This window comes from Mesobacillus campisalis (genome assembly GCF_000986785.1).
In the GTDB taxonomy this organism is placed as follows: domain Bacteria; phylum Bacillota; class Bacilli; order Bacillales; family Cytobacillaceae; genus Mesobacillus_B; species Mesobacillus_B campisalis.
The window spans coordinates 72,194-90,604 of sequence record NZ_LAYY01000015.1; the positions used below are offsets into that span (position 1 = coordinate 72,194).

The window sequence follows — 18,411 nt, forward strand, 5'->3', positions numbered from 1 at the left end:
GCAGCGAACGGGCACCTTTACCTACAGCATTGTTAATATTGGACAAGCTCTATATCAGAAATGGCAGGAGCTGGCGGTTTTGCACCTTGTGGAATTCCGGGTTTATAGGTCTTTCCCGCTGTTGCTGCTGAATATTCAGCTTTTGCTTTTGTGATGAGCTCACAATCAGTAAACAGGTCAAAAAGAGAAAGTGCCATCGTTTTCGCAGCAAGATGCATCCCTTTGAAACCAATCGAAGAGCCATAGGAAGCTGTCGCCTGCCAGGAATGAGCCTGTACGCCGACTGGCGCACAAGTTGTCATCACCTGTCCGACAGGAGTAATCCAGCTTACATCCCCGACATCTGTCGACCCTCCGACTGACACACCTTTTAATTGAGGGTAATAATGAAAACCGGCAGGAAGCAGCTCTTGGAACCGGCTCCCATATTGCTTGCGTGACATTTCCACTATTTTAGGGTCAACCATTGAAACCAGCTCTTTGGCAAATTCTTTTTCAGCTGCTGAATAATCAGGAGCACCCGACAATTTCATATTTTCCAGCATCACCCCGTTCAATGTATCATTAGGAAGAGTTTCAAAACAAAAGGCAAGAATCTCATCAGTAACTTCCGTCTCTGTCATTAGTGCCGCCCCTGCTGCAATCTTTCGGATTCTTTCAAGCATATCATCTACCTGTTCCTTCGCTGCTCCCCTCAAGTAATACCATACGCTTGCCTGATCAGGAACAATATTCGGAGCCATCCCGCCATCCGTAATCACATAGTGGATCCGGGAACCATCCTGAACATGTTCCCGCATATAATTGCTTCCTACATTCATCAGCTCCACAGCATCCAGCGCGCTCCTGCCTGCATGCGGCGCCGCAGCGGCATGGGCCGTAACTCCCTTAAAGTGAAACTTAATCGAGACCATTGCCTGCATGCTCATATTTGCAGCGATATTGGAAGTCCCCGGATGCCATGTCAAGGCACAGTCCAAGTCATCAAACACCCCTTCCCTGGCCATGAAGGTCTTCCCTGATAACACCTCTTCTGCTGGGCAGCCATAGTAGCGGAGGGTTCCTTTCAACTCCCCATTATCCATCAATTGCTTGATTGCGACAGCAGCTTCAACTCCTGCAGTTCCGAGAAGATTGTGTCCACACCCATGCCCAGGTCCGTTAGGAATGATTTCACTGCGAGTGGAACTGACCTCTTGCGACAATCCTGGAAGTGCATCATATTCGCCTAAAATTCCGATTATGGGACTGCCAGAGCCATATTCAGCCACAAACGCAGTCCTTACACCGCCAATGTTCTCCCAAATTCGAAATCCCCTGTCTGCCAGGTGTGTCATCTGCAATTCTGAAGCAAATCTTTCTTCATAGGCTACCTGGGGGTTTTTCCATATTTCTTCTGCCATTCTTGTATACTCTTCATCCTTCGATTCCAGCCACTCCAAAATGGATTGTTTGTTCATTTTACCCTCTCCTATTAAAAAATTAGATTGCAGCACCAGAATGTTTTCTTTTTTCCACCCAGATGCAGATAGCTACGGTCATTAAGATACAGACAACTCCTTTTAAAAAAGCAACAATGGGCATAAGATTTACCGTGAGCCCCACTGCAAGGGCTACCGCTCCATATACTGGTTTCTTTACAGCAAACTGAGCGAGAATTCCACCAAAAATAGCCGGGACAATATAAGGAAATACCTCTTGGATAGAGGCTGGTATGATTGAAATAAGATGGGATCCTGCCAAAATGATGACCATCAATATGGACATGTTCATCAGCGACGCCGCCCCGATGGCAAGAGCAGCGGTAACTTCACCTTTTTTCGTTCCCGGGACTGCTCCAATGGCATTTTGTGCTGCCGCAGCTGAGGGAAGGCACATATTGGAGATGTTTCCTGTCAAAAAGGCCTGGTATGTACCCGATACCCCCAAGGTAGGATAATAGGAGATTGGCTCCATTACCCACGCATACCCCACCATGGCAGCATAAGCCGCGAATCCTGCCATGATTGGCTGCCAGCCTGGATGGAAGCCAAGAACAAAGGATAAATAAAGCGGCAGCGAAATAGTCAGGACAAGAACAATAGAGATGGTCAGCCTGCCCCAAAAATGGGACTTACGGTGAAATTGTTCCATCCCTAAAACCACACTCGCTTCCAACTGCTTTGCTTTTAAGCTGCTTTCACTGATCGCCAAGTCTATCATCCCCTTTTAAAGTGTATAGTAGCTGACTGATAGAGCGGCGAGGATCGAGAGACCCAGTGACCACTCATTAAGCCAGCTCAAGTGTTTTTTCCTGCTGGCCGTAAAGCTGACGATTACCATCGTCATAGCGGATATGGCAACGGCAAGTGCAGTATTGTACCCTTTCAGCACCTCCCCACTGGCAAAGTTGGCAAATACCGCAAGCATGGCAGCGGTGGAAACAATGGTCATAACTGAAAAGCCCCTTCGCCTGCTTTTATCCGATACTTTTTTCTCCATTCTCCCTAACGATTTTGTAAAAAGCACGGTGAACAGCAGCCAGCCTGATCCACCAAGACATAGCACCCAGACAACCGTTACAAAAGCATGTCTGCCAAAGTCTGAGGCTCCTAGTTCCGTCCCAAATGCACTCGCCGCAATCGTTGCTCCCATGGATTCCGTAGCAGCAGATCCGATGATCCCTATGCGCATTAAGGTTAGAGGATCCCCCAGTAACGTGATCAGGGAAACTGCGACGATCATAATGCCGAGTGACGGCCCGATTGCATTGATTGTGCCAACCTTAATCGCGGTCTTCACTTCACTATGGGACATGCCCACACTCTCACTTGCCCTGGAGGCCAACCGGATAAATGTGATCCCCTGGAAGACAACCACTCCAATAATCAGTAGTGAAAATATCCATAACACGGGGTTATTGGCCAATTGCATTGCTCCTTCCATATCCACTCCTCCTTCTTTAAAAGCTTGGTTTCATTAAAAAGGACATTAGAATGATTCGCAATCGTTTTGGAAGCTCTTCTGACAAGGAATTTATAAAAAGGAATAGCAATAAAAATTGTATGGAAGCTATTCTTACAACTCGGTGGAAGAGATGGAAGATTCCCTTTATAATCAAAAAAAGGAAAGCGGCCCTTAATCCTGCCGCTTTCCTCTTTTAGTTGTCTTACAGAGCCTTCAAAGCCTCTGCAATCGGGGTCTCCCCGCCGACCAGATCAAATGATCTTTTAAACGTTCGTTCCTCATCCAGAGCATGCAGGATGACACCTGCGACATCTTCACGCGGAATGCTGCCCCGTTCGAGATTTTCAGCTGCTTTGACTTTCCCTGTACCCGGCTCGTTAATTAGTCCGCCCGGACGGACAATGGTATAATTCAACGCACTTTGCAGCAAGGCACGGTCAGCGTAATGCTTGGCTGCAAAGTAAGGTTTGATCCGCTCGCTCCAATTTTCCCGGCGATGCGCCTGGATGGCGCTGACCATGATGAACCGATCAATGCCTGCCTGCTCTGCCGCTTCCACTGTTTTTACAGCCCCGTCCAAGTCAATCAGCAAGGTTTTATCCAGCCCGGTATGTCCCCCTGATCCAGCGGTGAAAACAATTGCATCGCAGCCTTTCGCCGCCTGGGCGATGTCATCCACGCTTCCCTCCAGGCTGGCCAGCACGGTTTCAACTCCAATGCTTCGGAAGTATTCCTGCTGCTCTTCCTTGCGAACCATTGCCCTTGCCTCATGCTTTCCGCTGTCTTTTAAAAGCTGGACCAAGTGACGCCCGATCTGGCCATTGGCACCTACAACCAATACTTTCATGCAATCAAGCTCCTTTCGCGTTTGTATCGTTCCATTCTAATATAAAACACCCTTCGGCACCCAACGTCCTGCTTCCCCTCATCATGAATCTCACATCAAACCCGACTGCTGGCTTGAAGCAACCATCCGTCGCGGCCGGGCGGAATAGTACCATTGCCAGCAAAAAAGAATGATCAAGCCAAGGTCGACTGCGTCCCCGCCATAATACATCAGCATCGCACCAGTCTCTGCCTGCACCGGGTCCACTCCGTCGGGCGGATTGGCGTAAATGTACTTTGACAAAATCCCGTGGCCGGCGAGTGCGAGGACAAAGATGATGCCCCTGTAGAGAAAAGGCCTCCGGTGCGGAACCGGATCAATGTAAATCATGGCTGCGCTAAACAGATAGCCTGCAAAGAACACATGGATATGTACCAAGGCATGCAAACCTGGATGATGATGCATCATTTCATAGAGCGAGGTGGTGTACAATAGCCACAAACCTCCGATATTCATGACAGCCGCCACAAACGGGTCGCCAATGACACGCACATACCTGCCCTTAAGAAAGGCAGAGAGCCTGCGGGCGTTCTTCACGTCAAGGGCCCTCATCAAAAGAGTCATCGGCGCTGATAAAACAAGCAGGAGCGGCGCAAGCATCCCGAGAAGCAAATGTCCCAGCATATGGACGGCAAAATCCGTATGTGCCATTTCTGCCAGCGGACCGGTTACAGCCGCTGCTGCACATAAAATACCTGCCATCCAAAAGAGAGACCTGTATAGAGGCCATTTATTATGCTTGCGGTTAGCTGCCCATACAGCCCAAAGATAGCCAGCCAGTGCAAGGAAAGCTCCCAAGGCCATCCCTTGCTTCCAGACAAGGAACCAGGAAGCATGATTATTCATGTGCATCTCCGCCTCCCCCGAATTTCCGTGATTGCCTCCGGGCACGATTCATAAGGAGCAGACCGGCAGCCAGCATTCCTGCAGCCAAAAGGTTCCACGTCAAATCATATGGAAAAATATCCACGTTATAACGTATCTGGTGGATGCGCATCAGCTTATGCTGAATAATCCCATCATATAATTGAAACCCTCCGGCCCCGATCCAAACTCCTGCCATCCATTTCATAAACCAATACGCATTCCGGCGCCTAAGGTCAGCAAGCAGGAACAGGCCTCCGACCGTGGCAAACCAGCTGATGGCATGGAAAAAACCATCCGAAACAAGGCCAATGCTGGTGGTCGACTTATCGTAAAAATGATGCCAGTGTAGAAGCTGATGAAAAAGAGCTTCATCCAGAAAGGCGACCAAGCCGATTCCGAAAAGGAGTCCCGACCATATATTCCGCGTGCCATGGGCAATAGCGGCATCACTTAGGTTTTTTTGCATTCAACACTTCCTCCTGCCGGCAGTTAGTTTTTACCATTTTACCCATAGAAGAGGTCCACCAAAACCAGCATAATTGCATAAAAAAACAAAAGGCTGACCCAAGTTTTTCTTGGTGTCAGCCTTTTGACTGCTCGTCATTTTCAACAAGATGTTTCAGCATCGACAATTTGTTGCTCCAGAACTGCTCATAATACGAGAGCCACTCCTGCACTTTCTCAAGAGGTTCCGGCTGCAGGGTGTACAGCTTTTCCCTGCCTTCCTTTCTCGAACTGACCAATTTTGCCTCCGAAAGGATGTGAAGATGTTTGACGACAGCTGTGCGGCTGATGGGAAAATGCGTTGCAATGGATGAAATCGGCATTTCCTTTTTAGCAAGCAGGCGCAGAACCTCCCGGCGGGTTGGATCGGCAATCGCCTGGAAAACATCATGCTTCGCTGCAGACACTTATCCTTCCACAACCTGTTTCAACCGGGCCGCAATCTTCTCCCAGCCCCCGTTCATCCGCTCGCGAATGACGGCTGCATTCTCGCCGGCTTTGCCGACCGTTTCGTCGGCCTGCTTCCAGCCGCCGTGTATGACCGTAAATTCTGTGGCCCCTTCCAATTCTTTTAAAACAAACGACACTACCCAGCCTTCCGTATCCCAGGAAAATGACAGAGTGTTTGGTTCATCAATCTTTAGTACTTTGCATGGTGAAGGACCAAATGGAGATTGAAGATGGAATTCATGACCTTCTACAGGCTGGAAGTCATTTGGCATAAACCATGCTTCAATCCCTTCCGCAGTAGAAACCTTTTCCCAAACTTTCTGAATAGGCGCCTGGATGACCACGGTCTGTACAATGTCTTTTACACTATTTTGATTAGTATCCATGAGTTAGGCTCCTTGCACGATAAATTATGACACCTTACAGTGTTATTTAAAGGATATAACACCTTTTGGTATTACGTCAAGGTTCTAATTCTCAATCAACTAAAAAACAAAAGATGTAAAATTATTATCCGTCAAATTTCCGGCCGTGCCTATAACGTTTAGAGATTCAAAGTTCCACCATCAATAACGATGGTTTCGCCGGTTATGAATGTGGATTCATCTGAAGCAAGAAATAAAACTAAATTGGCTATTTCCTCCGGATGGCCAATTCGGTTTAAGGCATTGGCTGTGGACAATACTGGCCATTTTTTTGTTTTCTTCCAGTCGCTGACCATATCCGTATCAATGATTCCCGGGGCGATTGCATTCACGCGGATATTCTTTTTGCCAAACTCGGTTGCGGCTGTTTTAGTAAGAGCAATCACACTGCTTTTCGATGCAGAGTATGCTGCCACCAGCTTTTGACCTTTGATGCCGGCAATACTCGCTGTGTTGATAATCGAACCGCCGGCAGTCATCTCGGGAATGGCATATTTTAGTCCTAGGAACACACCGGTTGTATTGACATCAAACACCTCTTGCCATTCTTCCACTGAAACATCGGGAATTTTTTTCTCGCCGCTTTTTACTCCGGCATTATTAAATAAAATATCCACCTTGCCAAAGGTATCAACAGCTTTTTTTATCATTTTTTGAACATCTTCAGGCTTGGTCATATTTGTCCGAATAAATTCTGCTTCCCCATCCATTTCCCTAACAATATTTACGGTTTGAATTCCGTTTTCTTCACTATAATCAGCAATAACCAAGCGAGCCCCTTCTTGTGCAAATCGAATGGCTGTCGCCCTGCCAATTCCTCCGCCGCCACCCGTTATAATCGCTACTTTATCATTTAAACGCATCCCATTCACCCTTTCGATATTTTAAAGTCCCCTGGTTGACAACAAAGCAAATTCAATTAAGTTTGCAGCTGTTTGATTCATACGGGAAAATCTCTCATCATTTGTCTGGCCTTTGTAGTAACGGAAATAAATTTGCTGTGAAATGACAGCCAATTTAAAATATGAGAAAGTAACATAAAAATGTATATTTGAGACGTCACGGCCGCTTTTCTTCGCATACCTCTCTAAAAAATCCTCACGAGTAAAGAAGCCTTCTTTTGCGGTAATAGCACCATTTCCTAATTCATTTCTTAATTCTTTAAAGTCTGCGACATCTGCCCAGTAGCATAAGGCAACGCCAACATCTGCCAGCGGATCACCAATTGTCGCCATTTCCCAATCAAACAGCCCGGCCATTTCACGAAAGTCCTCTGAAAACATCGCATTATTCAATTTATAATCATATTGAATGATTGTCGGCTTAGGTGAAACGGGGATATTTTTTTGCATCCATAAAGTTAACTCATTTACACCAGGAACCTCTTCCGTTTTGGCATTTTCATACCGCTTTATCCAGCCGCCGACCTGCCGTTCCATAAAACCATCTGGCCGCGAAATCTTAAGTAATTCCGTTTTCATATAATCGACCTGATGCAGTTCTACTAATTTATCTACCATGATTTCCGATATTTGTTTCCCTAACTCCGGTTGATAGGGAACATGTGCAGGAAATTCTTTATCCAGGACAATCCCTTTTCTCCTTTCCATGATAAAAAAAGGGCTCCCAATAATCGAGGTATCATCGGAATAAATATAAGGCTTGGGTGCGGTTGGAAATAACGGGTGTAAATTGGATAATATCGTGTATTCCCGCCCCATATCATGCGCTTTCTGTGCGACAGGGCCGTGCGGCGGCCGGCGCAGCACGGCCTCCCATTCGCCGATCCTTACTAAATAGGTGAGATTGGACTGACCTGCGCCAAATTGTTCAATCTCCAAATCTCCTGGAGGAGCATCCTCTATACTTTCATGAATAAATTTCTCGAGTACTTCCCGATTCAGTTCTTCCCCTTTTCGAACCGTTATCGTATCACGAAAGGGTATCGTCATTACTCTTCACTCCCTTCTAAAAAAGTTCAGGCAATGGGGGCTGGCCTCCCATTACCTGAACATGGGAAATTAGTTTAATTGCGTACTGCTGCTAATTCTGAAGTTTGATATTTTTTAAGTTCCAATCTGGCAATTTGACGGCGATGTACTTCATCAGGGCCATCGGCAAGCCTTAGTGTACGTGCCTGTGCCCAATGATAAGCAAGCGTGAAATCCTCACTTACTCCTGCTGCTCCAAATGCCTGAATCGCACGGTCAAGCACTCTTAGCGCCATATTTGGAGCAACCACTTTAATCATTGCGATTTCGGTCTTCGCCTCTTTATTTCCGACGGTGTCCATCATATAGGCTGCTTTTAATGTCAATAAACGTGCTTGCTCAATCTCAATTCGGGAATCTGCAATCCACTCTTGGACTACACCTTGTTCGGCAATTTTCTTGCCAAAGGCCGTTCGGCTTTGAACACGCTTGGTCAGGTCTTCAAGTGCACGCTCAGCCAACCCGATTAACCTCATACAGTGATGGATTCTTCCTGGTCCAAGCCGCCCTTGAGCAATAGCAAATCCTTTTCCTTCTTCCCAAAGCATATTTTCGGCTGGCACCCGGACATTTTCATAGACAATTTCCGCATGACCATGAGGTGCATCATCATAGCCAAACACCGGTAAGATTCGTTCAATCTTAACACCAGGTGTGTTTAATGGTACGAGAATCATAGACTGCTGTTCATGCCTAGGTGCGGTGGGATCATTTTTTCCCATCACAATCGCAATCTTGCAGCGCGGATCCCCTGCCCCTGAGGACCACCATTTCCTTCCATTAATGACGTATTCATCACCATCCCTAACAATACTAGTTTCGATATTAGTAGCGTCACTGGATGCGACATCAGGCTCCGTCATGGAAAAACAGGAGCGAATCTCGCCGGCTAACAGCGGCTCAAGCCACTGTTTCTTCTGGGCTTCTGTACCGTAACGCACAAGAACCTCCATGTTGCCTGTATCTGGTGCGTTGCAATTAAATACTTCAGGCCCAATCATTGATCTCCCCATAATCTCACATAGCGGTGCATATTCCAGATTGGTTAATCCCGCCCCATATTCACTTTCCGGCAAGAACAAATTCCATAGACCTTCCGCTTTTGCCTTCTCTTTAAGCTCTTGCATGATCGGCGGAATATCAGACCACCGTGTTTCCTGCTGGTTCAGCTGCTCCTGATAAACCTTTTCATTTGGATATACATACTCCTCCATAAATTTACTAACTCTCTTTTGCAAATCTGCAACCTTTTCAGAATGGGTAAAATTCATTCCATACATCTCCTTTTCATGTTTTAGACAAGTACCTTGACATACTTCGGACGGTGGATGTTCTGTTCGGTTTTCCGTCCTATGGCAGCGCTACCAATTTGCCGTAGGTTTGGCGGTCGGCGAGAACATCCAGGGCGGATGGGACATCCTTGAAGTCGTACTCGCGGTAGATTAATGGTTTAATTAATCCTTCCTCATGAAGCCTCATTAAGTCTTCGTGAATTTTAACTACTTTATCGGGATTTAGTCTGCGGAATAAGCCCCAATGGACACCGACAATGGAATAGTTCTTTATCAAGGCATGGTTTGCAGGTGCATCTGGAATCCGGCCGCCTGCAAAGCCAATAACCAGCAAGCGCCCATCAAATGCGATACATTTTCTTGAGCGGTCAAACACATCTCCGCCGACAGGATCATAAATGACATCTGCCCCGCGTCCGCCTGTTTCCTTTTTCACGATCTCAACAAAATCCTCTGTCAGGTAATCTATAGCAACATCTGCGCCAAGCTCTTTGCATAATTGTGCCTTTTCAGGTCCGCCGGCCGTTGCGATAACCTTCGCTCCTTTTGCCTTGCCAAGCTGGATAGCAGCCGAACCAACTCCACCTGCGCCTGCATGGACTAACAGCACTTCGCCTGCTTGAATATTGGCACGGTGATATAATGCGTAATAAGAAGTTTGATAGGTTATAAACATGGATGCTGCTTCACTAGCTGACATGGCATCGGAAATGACATAGACGGAATCCTCTGGCACGCTGACCCATTCTGAATATCCGCCATTCGGCAGCGGCGGAGTAGCAACGACACGCTGGCCCGCTTTAAATTGGCTTCCTTCCCCTACAGCCCGGACAATCCCGGCAATTTCCGCCCCCGGAGTGAACGGAGTCGGCGGCTTCTCCTGATATTTTCCCTGGCAGAGTAAAATATCGAAGAAATTCAGCGAGGAAGCCTCCACTTGAATTAATAGTTTTCCTTCCTCAACGGCCGGAACCGATAATTCCTGCAGCTCCAGTACATCCTTGGGGTCCCCTAACTTATTGACAATCCAGCTCTTCATTAAAAATCCCTCCTCAACTGATTATTATCGATGGGCAAAAACAGGCTTTCTTTTTTCAATAAACGCTGATACACCTTCCTTCACATCCTCTGTTTGAAAGACCTCTTCAAACAGCTCAGCTTCTCTTTCAATTCCGGCCTGGAATTCCATGTTTGTTCCTTCATCCACAGCTTTTTTGATTCGGGACAGTGCCTGCAGGGAATAGCCGCTGATTTTCCTGGCCAGGGCAAGAGCCTCGGTCATTCCTTGTCCCGATGCCACCACTTTATTTACCAAACCAAGTTTCTCTGCCTCATGAGCTGAAATAGGGTCGCCGACAAACATAAGCTCCTTGGCTTTTGCCTCTCCTACAATTCTAGGAAGACGCTGGGTGCCCCCTCCGCCTGGGAAGATCCCTAATTTGATTTCCGGCAGCCCGAGCTGGGCATGCTCCTCAGCAATGCGGATATCGCAAGTAATTGCGAGCTCACAGCCGCCGCCAAAGGTAAGCCCATTTAGCACAGCAATTGTCGGCTTAGGAAGGAAGTCAATTTGGTTAAATACACCGTGCTGATCCAAAATTCGTTCCTTCATGCCTGATTTACCAAAAGATTGAGGGAATTCTTTAATATCAGCCCCCGCCATGAATGCCCGGCTGCCTGCACCCGTCAGGATGACTACAACAATGTCATGATCGTGGGCAATATCATCAAATACAAACTTTAATTCACTCGTCACCTGTCCGCTTAAAACATTTAACGGCGGATTATCAATTTTCACAATCGCAATAGAATCGTTTTTTTCCAATTTCACTAATTGAGTATTCACTTTACCTTCACCTCTGTTTTTTCATAGTCATACCATCCCTTGCCAGTTTTTCGGCCAAGTTCCCCTGCTTTCACTTTTTCTTCCAAACTTGTAAATGGCTTATCCTCTTCATTACCTGTTTCTTTATATTTTTCTTCCAGTGCAAAGTACCCGACATCAATGCCTGATAAATCCATTAGCTCGAATGGACCCATCGGATGGTTAAGCGATTTACGGACAATGGTGTCGATATCTTTATAATCGCAAACTCCTTCCTCATACAGTTTGAGCGCCTCCTTGTTTAGTGCAAACAACAGACGGTTTGCTACAAAGCCCCACGTTTCCTTACGCAGCAAAACTCCTGTGCGCTTGATTTTTTTACACACAGCCATTGTGACTGCAGCTGTCTCTTCAGAAGTTGTCTCACTCATCACTACTTCCACACAATCCATTACTAAAGCGGGAAAAAAGAAATGCATATTGCAGACTTTATCCGGCCTAGAAGTGACACAGGCAATTTTGGAGCTGGCAATCGTGGAGCTATTAGTGGTCAAAATCGCATGTTGTGGTGCAAGACGGTCCACTTTGGCAAAAAGACCCTGCTTCACATCCAATTTCTCAACAACCGCCTCTATCACAAAGTCAGTATTTCGTACCGTTTCTTCTAAACCATTAGTAAAGGACAATCGAGCAAAGGCTTGGTCCAAATCTTGCTGATTTATTTTCCCTTTCCGAACCCACTTACCCATTTGAAAATCAAGGTTTTCCTTTGCTTTTTCCAAAGCTTTCTCATGGACATCGTAAATGGTAGTTGAGAACCCGCCTAACGCACATAACATGGCAATTTGGTGTCCCATGGAGCCTGCACCTAATACCGAAATATGTTTAACATCCTGTATATCCACCTGATTTACTCCTCCCCTATACTAACCGGTTAGTATTTAAGATGTAATGAAAATCTTAAATTGACACCAATCATTATCCTTCTCGTTCAATTATGGTGGCAATCCCCTGGCCGCCGCCGATACATGCAGTAATCAAAGCCCGTTGTTTATTCGTTCTTTGTAATTCATAGACTGCTTTCGTTATTAAAATCGCTCCGGTTGCTCCAAGCGGATGACCGTGAGCAATTGCCCCGCCGTTTACATTTAGCTTTGCTTCATCGATTTCCAGTTCGCGGTTGCAGGCAATTACTTGAGCAGCAAACGCTTCATTGAGTTCTACTAAATCAATCTCTTCCATCCTTAAACCTGTTCGAGTTAATAACTTTCTAGTTGCAGGTACAGGCCCAATCCCCATAACGTTCGGATCTACACCACTTACCGCAGAATCACGAACAACAGCGAGCGGCTTTAAGCCTAATTCAACAGCCTTTTCACGTGACATAATCACTAAAGCACTCGCTGCATCATTCAGTCCTGAACTGCTTCCAGCTGTAACAGTTCCTCCTTCTAAGAACGCTGGGTGAAGTTTGGATAACCCTTCAAGTGTTGTATTTGGTCGTGGATGCTCATCCACTGTAAAAGTGATCGGGTCTCCTTTTCTAACAGGAATCTCAATCGGAACAATCTGTTGTTTAAAATGTTCCTTCTCCATTGCTGCTGCCATTCTTTGCTGGCTTCTTAATGAATAGGCATCCTGTTCTTCTCTGGTAATATTATATTTTTTTACTAGGTTTTCAGCGGTGATCCCCATTGGCGGATCGCCAATTTCCTTTGGAGACAGTTGGGAAGAACGGAATCTTGGCGGTACGGCACTATACGCTTTTGTTGGGCGATCCATTAAATATGGAGCACGGCTCATACTTTCTGTTCCGCCTGCCACATAAATATCTCCCGCTCCGGCATTAATAGCCTGCGCAGCTAAATTAACGGCATTGATTCCAGACCCGCACTGACGGTCAATGGTTAAACCGGGAATTTCAATAGAAAGCCCAGTTTGCAGGGCTGTTAACCTGGCAATATTGCCCCCGCCGCTTAATACATTTCCAAAAATAACATCATCTATCTGATTAGCGTTTACTCCTGCACGATTCAGCGCTTCCTTGATGACCTCAGCCCCAAATTCATGGGCATTCAGGCTGGCTAATGCACCACCCTGCCTTCCTATCGGTGTTCTTACTGCTGAAACAATAACTGCTTCTCTTTTAGACATCTTTTTTCCTCCCTTAACTTTCTTCTAAAATCCCGTAGGCCAGTTCGCCAATCGGCGTTCGCTCATCGAACCATTTTTCCATACAGCAAACTCCAATGTCTTACATAGAAATTTCCGTGTTTCCCGTGGATGGATAACATCATCAATAAGATGTTTGGCCGCTGCCTTATAAGGCGAACTATCGAATGCCCATTTTTCAAGCAGCTCTTTTCTAACTTCTTTTGCATTTTCAAGACCTTGCAGCTGGCGGCCGTAAACGACATTGATTCCTACTTCCGGGCCGGTGAAATTAATTTCAGCTGTTGGCCAGGCTACAACGAAATCTGCCCCCATTGTTGGGCCACACATGTTTCCATAGGCTGCTCCCACACTTTTTCGGATCACAACAGAAATTTTTGGGACAGTCGACTGAGCGAGCGCTTGGTTCCAAACCATGATTTTGGTTGGAATTTTAATTTTTTCTGCTTCATTGCTAATTCGAAATCCGGGTGTATCATGCAGGAAGATCATCGGAATATTGAAGGAATCACATAAACAGATGAAGTCAGTCGCTTTTTCGCATTCCTGGACGCCGGACGCCCCTGCATATTTGATAGGCTGATTAGCAATCATCCCAACCGTCCGGCCATTCATTCTGGCAAAAGCGGTAATCAACGCAGGACCGTAATGCTCCTTATATTCAAAAAACCGCCGGTCATCTACGATTTCAGTAATAATTTTTTTCATATCATAGGCCCGATTCGTTTTGTTTGGCAGAATATCGAGCACCTGATCCACCATCCGGTAAGGGTCATCAGCTGTTTCTTTCATTGGCGGCTCTTCTGTTGCGTTAAGCGGCATGAAGCTGAAAAACTCCTTCATCTGCGCAATGCAGTCTTCCTCTGTAACTCCAAATGCGTCTGCCTGTCCGGTCTGGTGGGCATGAACCTTCCAGCCGCCCAGCTCTTCGGTAGATATCTTCTGCCCGGTTGCCATCTCAATCATTCTTGGTCCGGCAACCGCCATGCAAGTTCCTTTCAGCTGTGTCACAAAGTCAGATGAAACAGCTGTCCATGTAGGGCCTCCAAAGCTATCTCCCAAAATGCTGGTAATCGAAGGAACCTGCCTGTTGTGGGTCAGCATTTCATTGGGAAAAAGTTTATCGCTAATGCCATCCGATCCCATGCCATCCGGCATTCTCAAGCCCCCGCCTTCGTGAAGATAAAACATCGGCAGCCCGCGTTTGAGCGCATATTGATGAATGGAAACAGCTTTCCGCATATGAACCGCGCCTTCTGTTCCGGCAAAAACCGTTTTATCGCCAGCCTGTACGACAATCGGCCTTCCATCCACTTTGGCGATGCCAGCGATGAGTCCATCTCCGGCACTCTTATCTTCGGACCCAGCCATTTCGGAATGATTAAGCATGCCTACTTCCATAAACGAATCAGGGTCCACAAGCATGCCAATTCTTTCCCTTGCCGTATAGAAACCGGCATCATGCTGGCGCTTAATTTTCTCTAGTCCGCCATTTAGCTTGGCACGCTCTTTTCTTTGCACTAAATCGTCAACTGCTTCTTTCACAATGTCCCTTTCCTGATCAATCATTGTTTTACTTCCTTTCCTTGCGGTTCCTTTAGCAGCCTCCTTAACACTTTGCCCGAGCTTGTTGCCGGGAGCTGTTCAATAAACTCTACATATCTCGGATACTTGTAAGCAGCCATTTTTTCCTTCGCCCACAAAATCATTTCTTCCTCGGTGATTTTCCCGATATACTCAGGTTTCAACACGATGAAAGCCTTTACACTTTCGCCTCTGATTGGATCTGGAACGCCAATAACAGCGCTTTGGTGGATGCCAGGATGTTCATTAAGCAGTGCCTCGACATCCTCAGGGAACACACTGTAGCCGGAGCTTTTAATCATTTCCTTAATGCGCCCATGGAAAAATAAATAGCCTTCTTCATCCACACTTCCGATATCTCCGGTATGGACCCAGCCGTCCCGCAGTGTTTCTGCTGTGGCATCAGGCCGATTTAAATAGCCTTTGAATACGCCTGGATTTTTAATAACAATTTCTCCTTTTTCACCAGGATGGACTGGTTCTCCCGTTTCAAAATCAAGGATTTTGAGCTCTGTATCAAAGGTAGGAATTCCGCAGCTGCCCCATTTAATGTTATCAAGCGGCATAAACGTGTCACATGTATGGGTTTCACTTAGGCCATATGATGCTTCATGCATGATGCAGCCTTTCGTTAGTTCCTTCCATTTGTCCGCCAATTCTTTCGTTACCGGAATACCAAAACTGGTGGAAGAATTTCGTTTTAGTGATGATAAATCACGATTTTCAACACCCGGGATATTTAAAATCGCTACATTCATCGGAGCAATGCTATACCAGTTAGTAACCCGGTATGTTTCAATTGCCTCGACTGCTGTAACAGGGTCAAATCGGGTTAACAGTACGCACTCGCCTCCAGTGTAAACAGGGATATTGACCCCCATCACCATCCCGGCGATATGACATAGCGGGGCAATGGTGAGAAAGCGTCCGTCCAATTCAAATTGGTTTCCATGAACCGTAGATGCTGTTTTAAACAGGGCGCTCCCATATGGCAGCATTGCGGCTTTTGGTCTGCCTGTTGTTCCCGATGTAAACACCATTAGTCCTACATCATTCCAGATGTCAATTTCTACGTGCTGCACATATGGTTGATGATCCTTTAGGATTTGAACAAAGTCATACGTATCAGGTGTATGTTTTTTCTCCAGTGTCAGTTCCCCAGGCAGTGGTAAAGTCGGCTCTTCAGGCAAATAATCTGCATAATTGGTTGTTACAACAAACTCCACGGAAGGAGTTTTCGGCCGCACCGTTCCAATCAAAGCTTGCAGCTCTTGACCAGCGATGACCGCCTTTATCGCTGCCTCATTGATTAAATATTCAAGCTCCGATTCTTTATACATTGAGTTTAGCGGAACTACGATAGCGCCGAGACGCTGAACTCCGTAATGGGCAATTATATATTGCGGACAGTTTTGCATAAACAATCCAATACAGTGACCTTTTTCTACGCCTTTGGCTGCTAAAAATTGTGCGAATTTATCCACGGATTCGTCTATCTCTGCCCACGTCAAATTCCTGCCATAAAAGGAATAAGCAGTCTTATCCGGTTGGTCCGCAGCATTTTGTTTGACATACTCATGTAATGGTTTTTCGCCCAATCGATAAGTTAATGTTTTAGATACATTTTTTGGCCAGCTTCTTTGCAGAATATCCTTCATTATCGTAGATACCTCCCAATTCAGAACTATTGATCTTTATGTCATTTGGAAAATTCCCTATTTAACTCGGTCATTAATTCCTGCCGCAACTTATATTTTTCCACCTTATTTGTCGGCGTCCGCGGGATTTCGGGAGTAAACCTGACGTGCCTTGGCCACATATATTTTGGCATTTTATCCTTTACCCATTCCTTCAACTCCTCCTCAGTCACCTGCGATCCTTCCTTCTTCACTACATAAACGGCTACATCATCCTCGTCGCCTGCTTCTGCCGGTACGGGAAAGGCAGCGGTTAGATTAATCTCAGGATGTCCATTGATGATATCCTCCAATTGATAAGAAGATATTTTTTCTCCGCGGCAGCGAATGACACCACCCAGACGATCCACGAAATAGAAGTTTCCATCTTCACCCAAGTAACCAGCATCGCCTGTATGGAACCAGAGATTCTTAAATGCCTTGACGGTAGATTCTGGTTTATTGAAATATTCGGATAATATGAGGTGTGGAAAATGTGGCCTCAGCGCCAGTTGCCCCACTTCCCCGGCCGGAACTTCAATATCATTATCATCAAGTATAGCGATATCAAAGTAGTGTGGACCAATTCCCATAAATCCCTTTTTCAAGTTTTGTTTACCATCCACAATCGGAATATTGTTTTGTTTGCATCGCTCGATAATTTCCCTGCGGGAGAGACCTTTATATATTGATTTGGGTGTACCTTCTCCTTCTTCTGTTTGAAGAATAATGCTAATCAGCGGGTTCCCTGATTCTGTCTGTCCAAACCCGGCGGTACAAATATCAAAGCCAAACCGATTGGCAACCTCATGATGATTGAGCGGCAGCGGCTGCATATGAACTTTATTAAGTGTATTGTTTCGGTCCATTTCACTTGGCTCAGCGCTTACCAGCCAAGGAATCATGACATCCAGAAGGGTTACCATCGTTGCCTTGCTTTTATGGATGCGGTCCCAAAACTGATTCGGGCTGAACTTATCCCATAAGGCAGCGGTACAGCCCTCATAGGCAGCCTTGGCTACATTAAAAAAGGCACCGCCGACATGATATAGGGGCAAATCATTATACACGACATCTTCCGGCGACATCATTTGCCTGCTGCCTGCCGTATACCCATTAATCCATCGGTGCGATTGAACTACACCTTTTGCTGGACCGGTTGTCCCAGAGGTGTAAATAATGTTGGCTGTGTCCCAATAGTTTAATTCTACATCCAAATCACTCGTATCTCCTTGAAATAATAATTCAAGCGAATTTTCCTCATAATTTGAATGTAAAAGGGGCTCTGCATGCTCCTCTGAAAAATCATGATCTTCTTCTGCAGGATTATGGATGAAAGTTGCAAGCCTTCCTATCTCAGGTGCAATTTCATTTAGTAAGGGCACCATTGCTCTCTCTGTTATCAGCATTTTAGGCTGAGTATCATTAAGCTGATAGCTTAATAGTTTACCGCGATAGTTAAAATTGATAGGGCTGAATACTGCACCGGTTTTCCAGATGCCGAACATAACAATAGTTGAAATGAACGGATTTTTTAGAAAAACAGAAATTCGGTCCCCTTTGGCAATGCCTCTTACCATTAAAGAATGGCCAATACTATTCGTTAACTGATGAAATTGTTGATACGAAATTCGTTTCTCGTCTTCCCCATAATAAAGGAATGTTTTCTCTCCCGCTGCTTCTGCCCAGTAGGCAAGACTCTTTGTTACAATTTCTTCTGGAAACGCTCCTTCCATTAATGGATTCACCATGTAGCTCCCTCCTATTTTAATGGGGTGGTAAAAGCTGATTTG

18 protein-coding genes are annotated in these 18,411 nt (G+C 45.9%); all 18 read right to left on the reverse strand.

Features of this window, described 5'->3' with window-relative positions; all coding sequences use genetic code 11:
• Positions 1-32: 32 nt before the first annotated feature.
• Positions 33-1,460 carry an amidohydrolase gene (locus WQ57_RS14305; protein ID WP_046524465.1) on the reverse strand — a complete coding sequence of 476 codons (1,428 nt, stop codon included), beginning with the start codon at positions 1,458-1,460 and terminating at the stop codon, positions 33-35.
• Between the two features lie 22 nt (positions 1,461-1,482).
• Positions 1,483-2,193 (reverse strand): hypothetical protein, encoded by a 711-nt coding sequence (locus tag WQ57_RS14310; RefSeq protein ID WP_046524466.1) that lies wholly within the window; start codon positions 2,191-2,193, stop codon positions 1,483-1,485.
• A 15-nt stretch (positions 2,194-2,208) separates the two neighbouring features.
• Entirely contained in the window at positions 2,209-2,925 is a 717-nt protein-coding gene (locus tag WQ57_RS14315; RefSeq protein WP_046524467.1) for a DUF5058 family protein, read from the reverse strand.
• 223 nt (positions 2,926-3,148) lie between these two features.
• Positions 3,149-3,793 (reverse strand): SDR family oxidoreductase, encoded by a 645-nt coding sequence (locus WQ57_RS14320; RefSeq protein ID WP_046524468.1) that lies wholly within the window; start codon positions 3,791-3,793, stop codon positions 3,149-3,151.
• Positions 3,794-3,883: 90 nt separating this feature from the next.
• Entirely contained in the window at positions 3,884-4,678 is a 795-nt protein-coding gene (locus tag WQ57_RS14325; protein ID WP_046524469.1) for a cytochrome c oxidase assembly protein, read from the reverse strand.
• Positions 4,671-5,165, reverse strand: a complete 495-nt coding sequence (locus WQ57_RS14330; RefSeq protein WP_046524470.1) for a DUF2243 domain-containing protein — start codon at positions 5,163-5,165, stop codon at positions 4,671-4,673. The genes WQ57_RS14325 and WQ57_RS14330 overlap by 8 nt, the downstream gene beginning before the upstream one ends.
• A 115-nt stretch (positions 5,166-5,280) precedes the next feature.
• Positions 5,281-5,610, reverse strand: a complete 330-nt coding sequence (locus WQ57_RS14335; RefSeq protein ID WP_046524471.1) for an ArsR/SmtB family transcription factor — start codon at positions 5,608-5,610, stop codon at positions 5,281-5,283.
• Positions 5,611-6,039 carry an SRPBCC family protein gene (locus WQ57_RS14340; RefSeq protein ID WP_046524472.1) on the reverse strand — a complete coding sequence of 143 codons (429 nt, stop codon included), beginning with the start codon at positions 6,037-6,039 and terminating at the stop codon, positions 5,611-5,613.
• Positions 6,040-6,197: 158 nt separating this feature from the next.
• On the reverse strand, positions 6,198-6,941 hold the full coding sequence (locus WQ57_RS14345; protein WP_046524473.1) for an SDR family NAD(P)-dependent oxidoreductase: 744 nt from the start codon (positions 6,939-6,941) through the stop codon (positions 6,198-6,200).
• A 21-nt stretch (positions 6,942-6,962) separates the two neighbouring features.
• Complete coding sequence (locus WQ57_RS14350) at positions 6,963-8,030, reverse strand: phosphotransferase family protein (RefSeq protein ID WP_046524474.1); 1,068 nt, start codon at positions 8,028-8,030, stop codon at positions 6,963-6,965.
• 74 nt (positions 8,031-8,104) lie between these two features.
• A complete protein-coding gene (locus WQ57_RS14355) occupies positions 8,105-9,340 on the reverse strand; it encodes an acyl-CoA dehydrogenase (protein WP_046524475.1) in 1,236 nt (411 codons plus the stop codon).
• A gap of 79 nt (positions 9,341-9,419) precedes the next feature.
• Positions 9,420-10,400, reverse strand: a complete 981-nt coding sequence (locus WQ57_RS14360; RefSeq protein ID WP_046524476.1) for an NADPH:quinone oxidoreductase family protein — start codon at positions 10,398-10,400, stop codon at positions 9,420-9,422.
• 24 nt (positions 10,401-10,424) lie between these two features.
• Entirely contained in the window at positions 10,425-11,207 is a 783-nt protein-coding gene (locus tag WQ57_RS14365; RefSeq protein WP_046524477.1) for an enoyl-CoA hydratase, read from the reverse strand.
• A complete protein-coding gene (locus tag WQ57_RS14370; protein ID WP_046524478.1) occupies positions 11,204-12,091 on the reverse strand; it encodes a 3-hydroxyacyl-CoA dehydrogenase family protein in 888 nt (295 codons plus the stop codon). The genes WQ57_RS14365 and WQ57_RS14370 overlap by 4 nt, the downstream gene beginning before the upstream one ends.
• A 73-nt stretch (positions 12,092-12,164) precedes the next feature.
• The gene (locus WQ57_RS14375) at positions 12,165-13,340 is read right to left on the reverse strand and encodes a thiolase family protein (protein WP_046524479.1); all 1,176 of its coding nucleotides are present in this window, start codon (positions 13,338-13,340) and stop codon (positions 12,165-12,167) included.
• Between the two features lie 24 nt (positions 13,341-13,364).
• The gene (locus WQ57_RS14380; protein WP_046524480.1) at positions 13,365-14,927 is read right to left on the reverse strand and encodes an acyl-CoA carboxylase subunit beta; all 1,563 of its coding nucleotides are present in this window, start codon (positions 14,925-14,927) and stop codon (positions 13,365-13,367) included.
• A complete protein-coding gene (locus WQ57_RS14385; RefSeq protein ID WP_046524481.1) occupies positions 14,924-16,600 on the reverse strand; it encodes an AMP-binding protein in 1,677 nt (558 codons plus the stop codon). Before WQ57_RS14385 ends, WQ57_RS14380 begins: the two co-directional genes overlap by 4 nt.
• 41 nt (positions 16,601-16,641) lie before the next feature.
• Positions 16,642-18,369 (reverse strand): AMP-binding protein, encoded by a 1,728-nt coding sequence (locus tag WQ57_RS14390; RefSeq protein WP_046524482.1) that lies wholly within the window; start codon positions 18,367-18,369, stop codon positions 16,642-16,644.
• Positions 18,370-18,411: the final 42 nt, after the last annotated feature.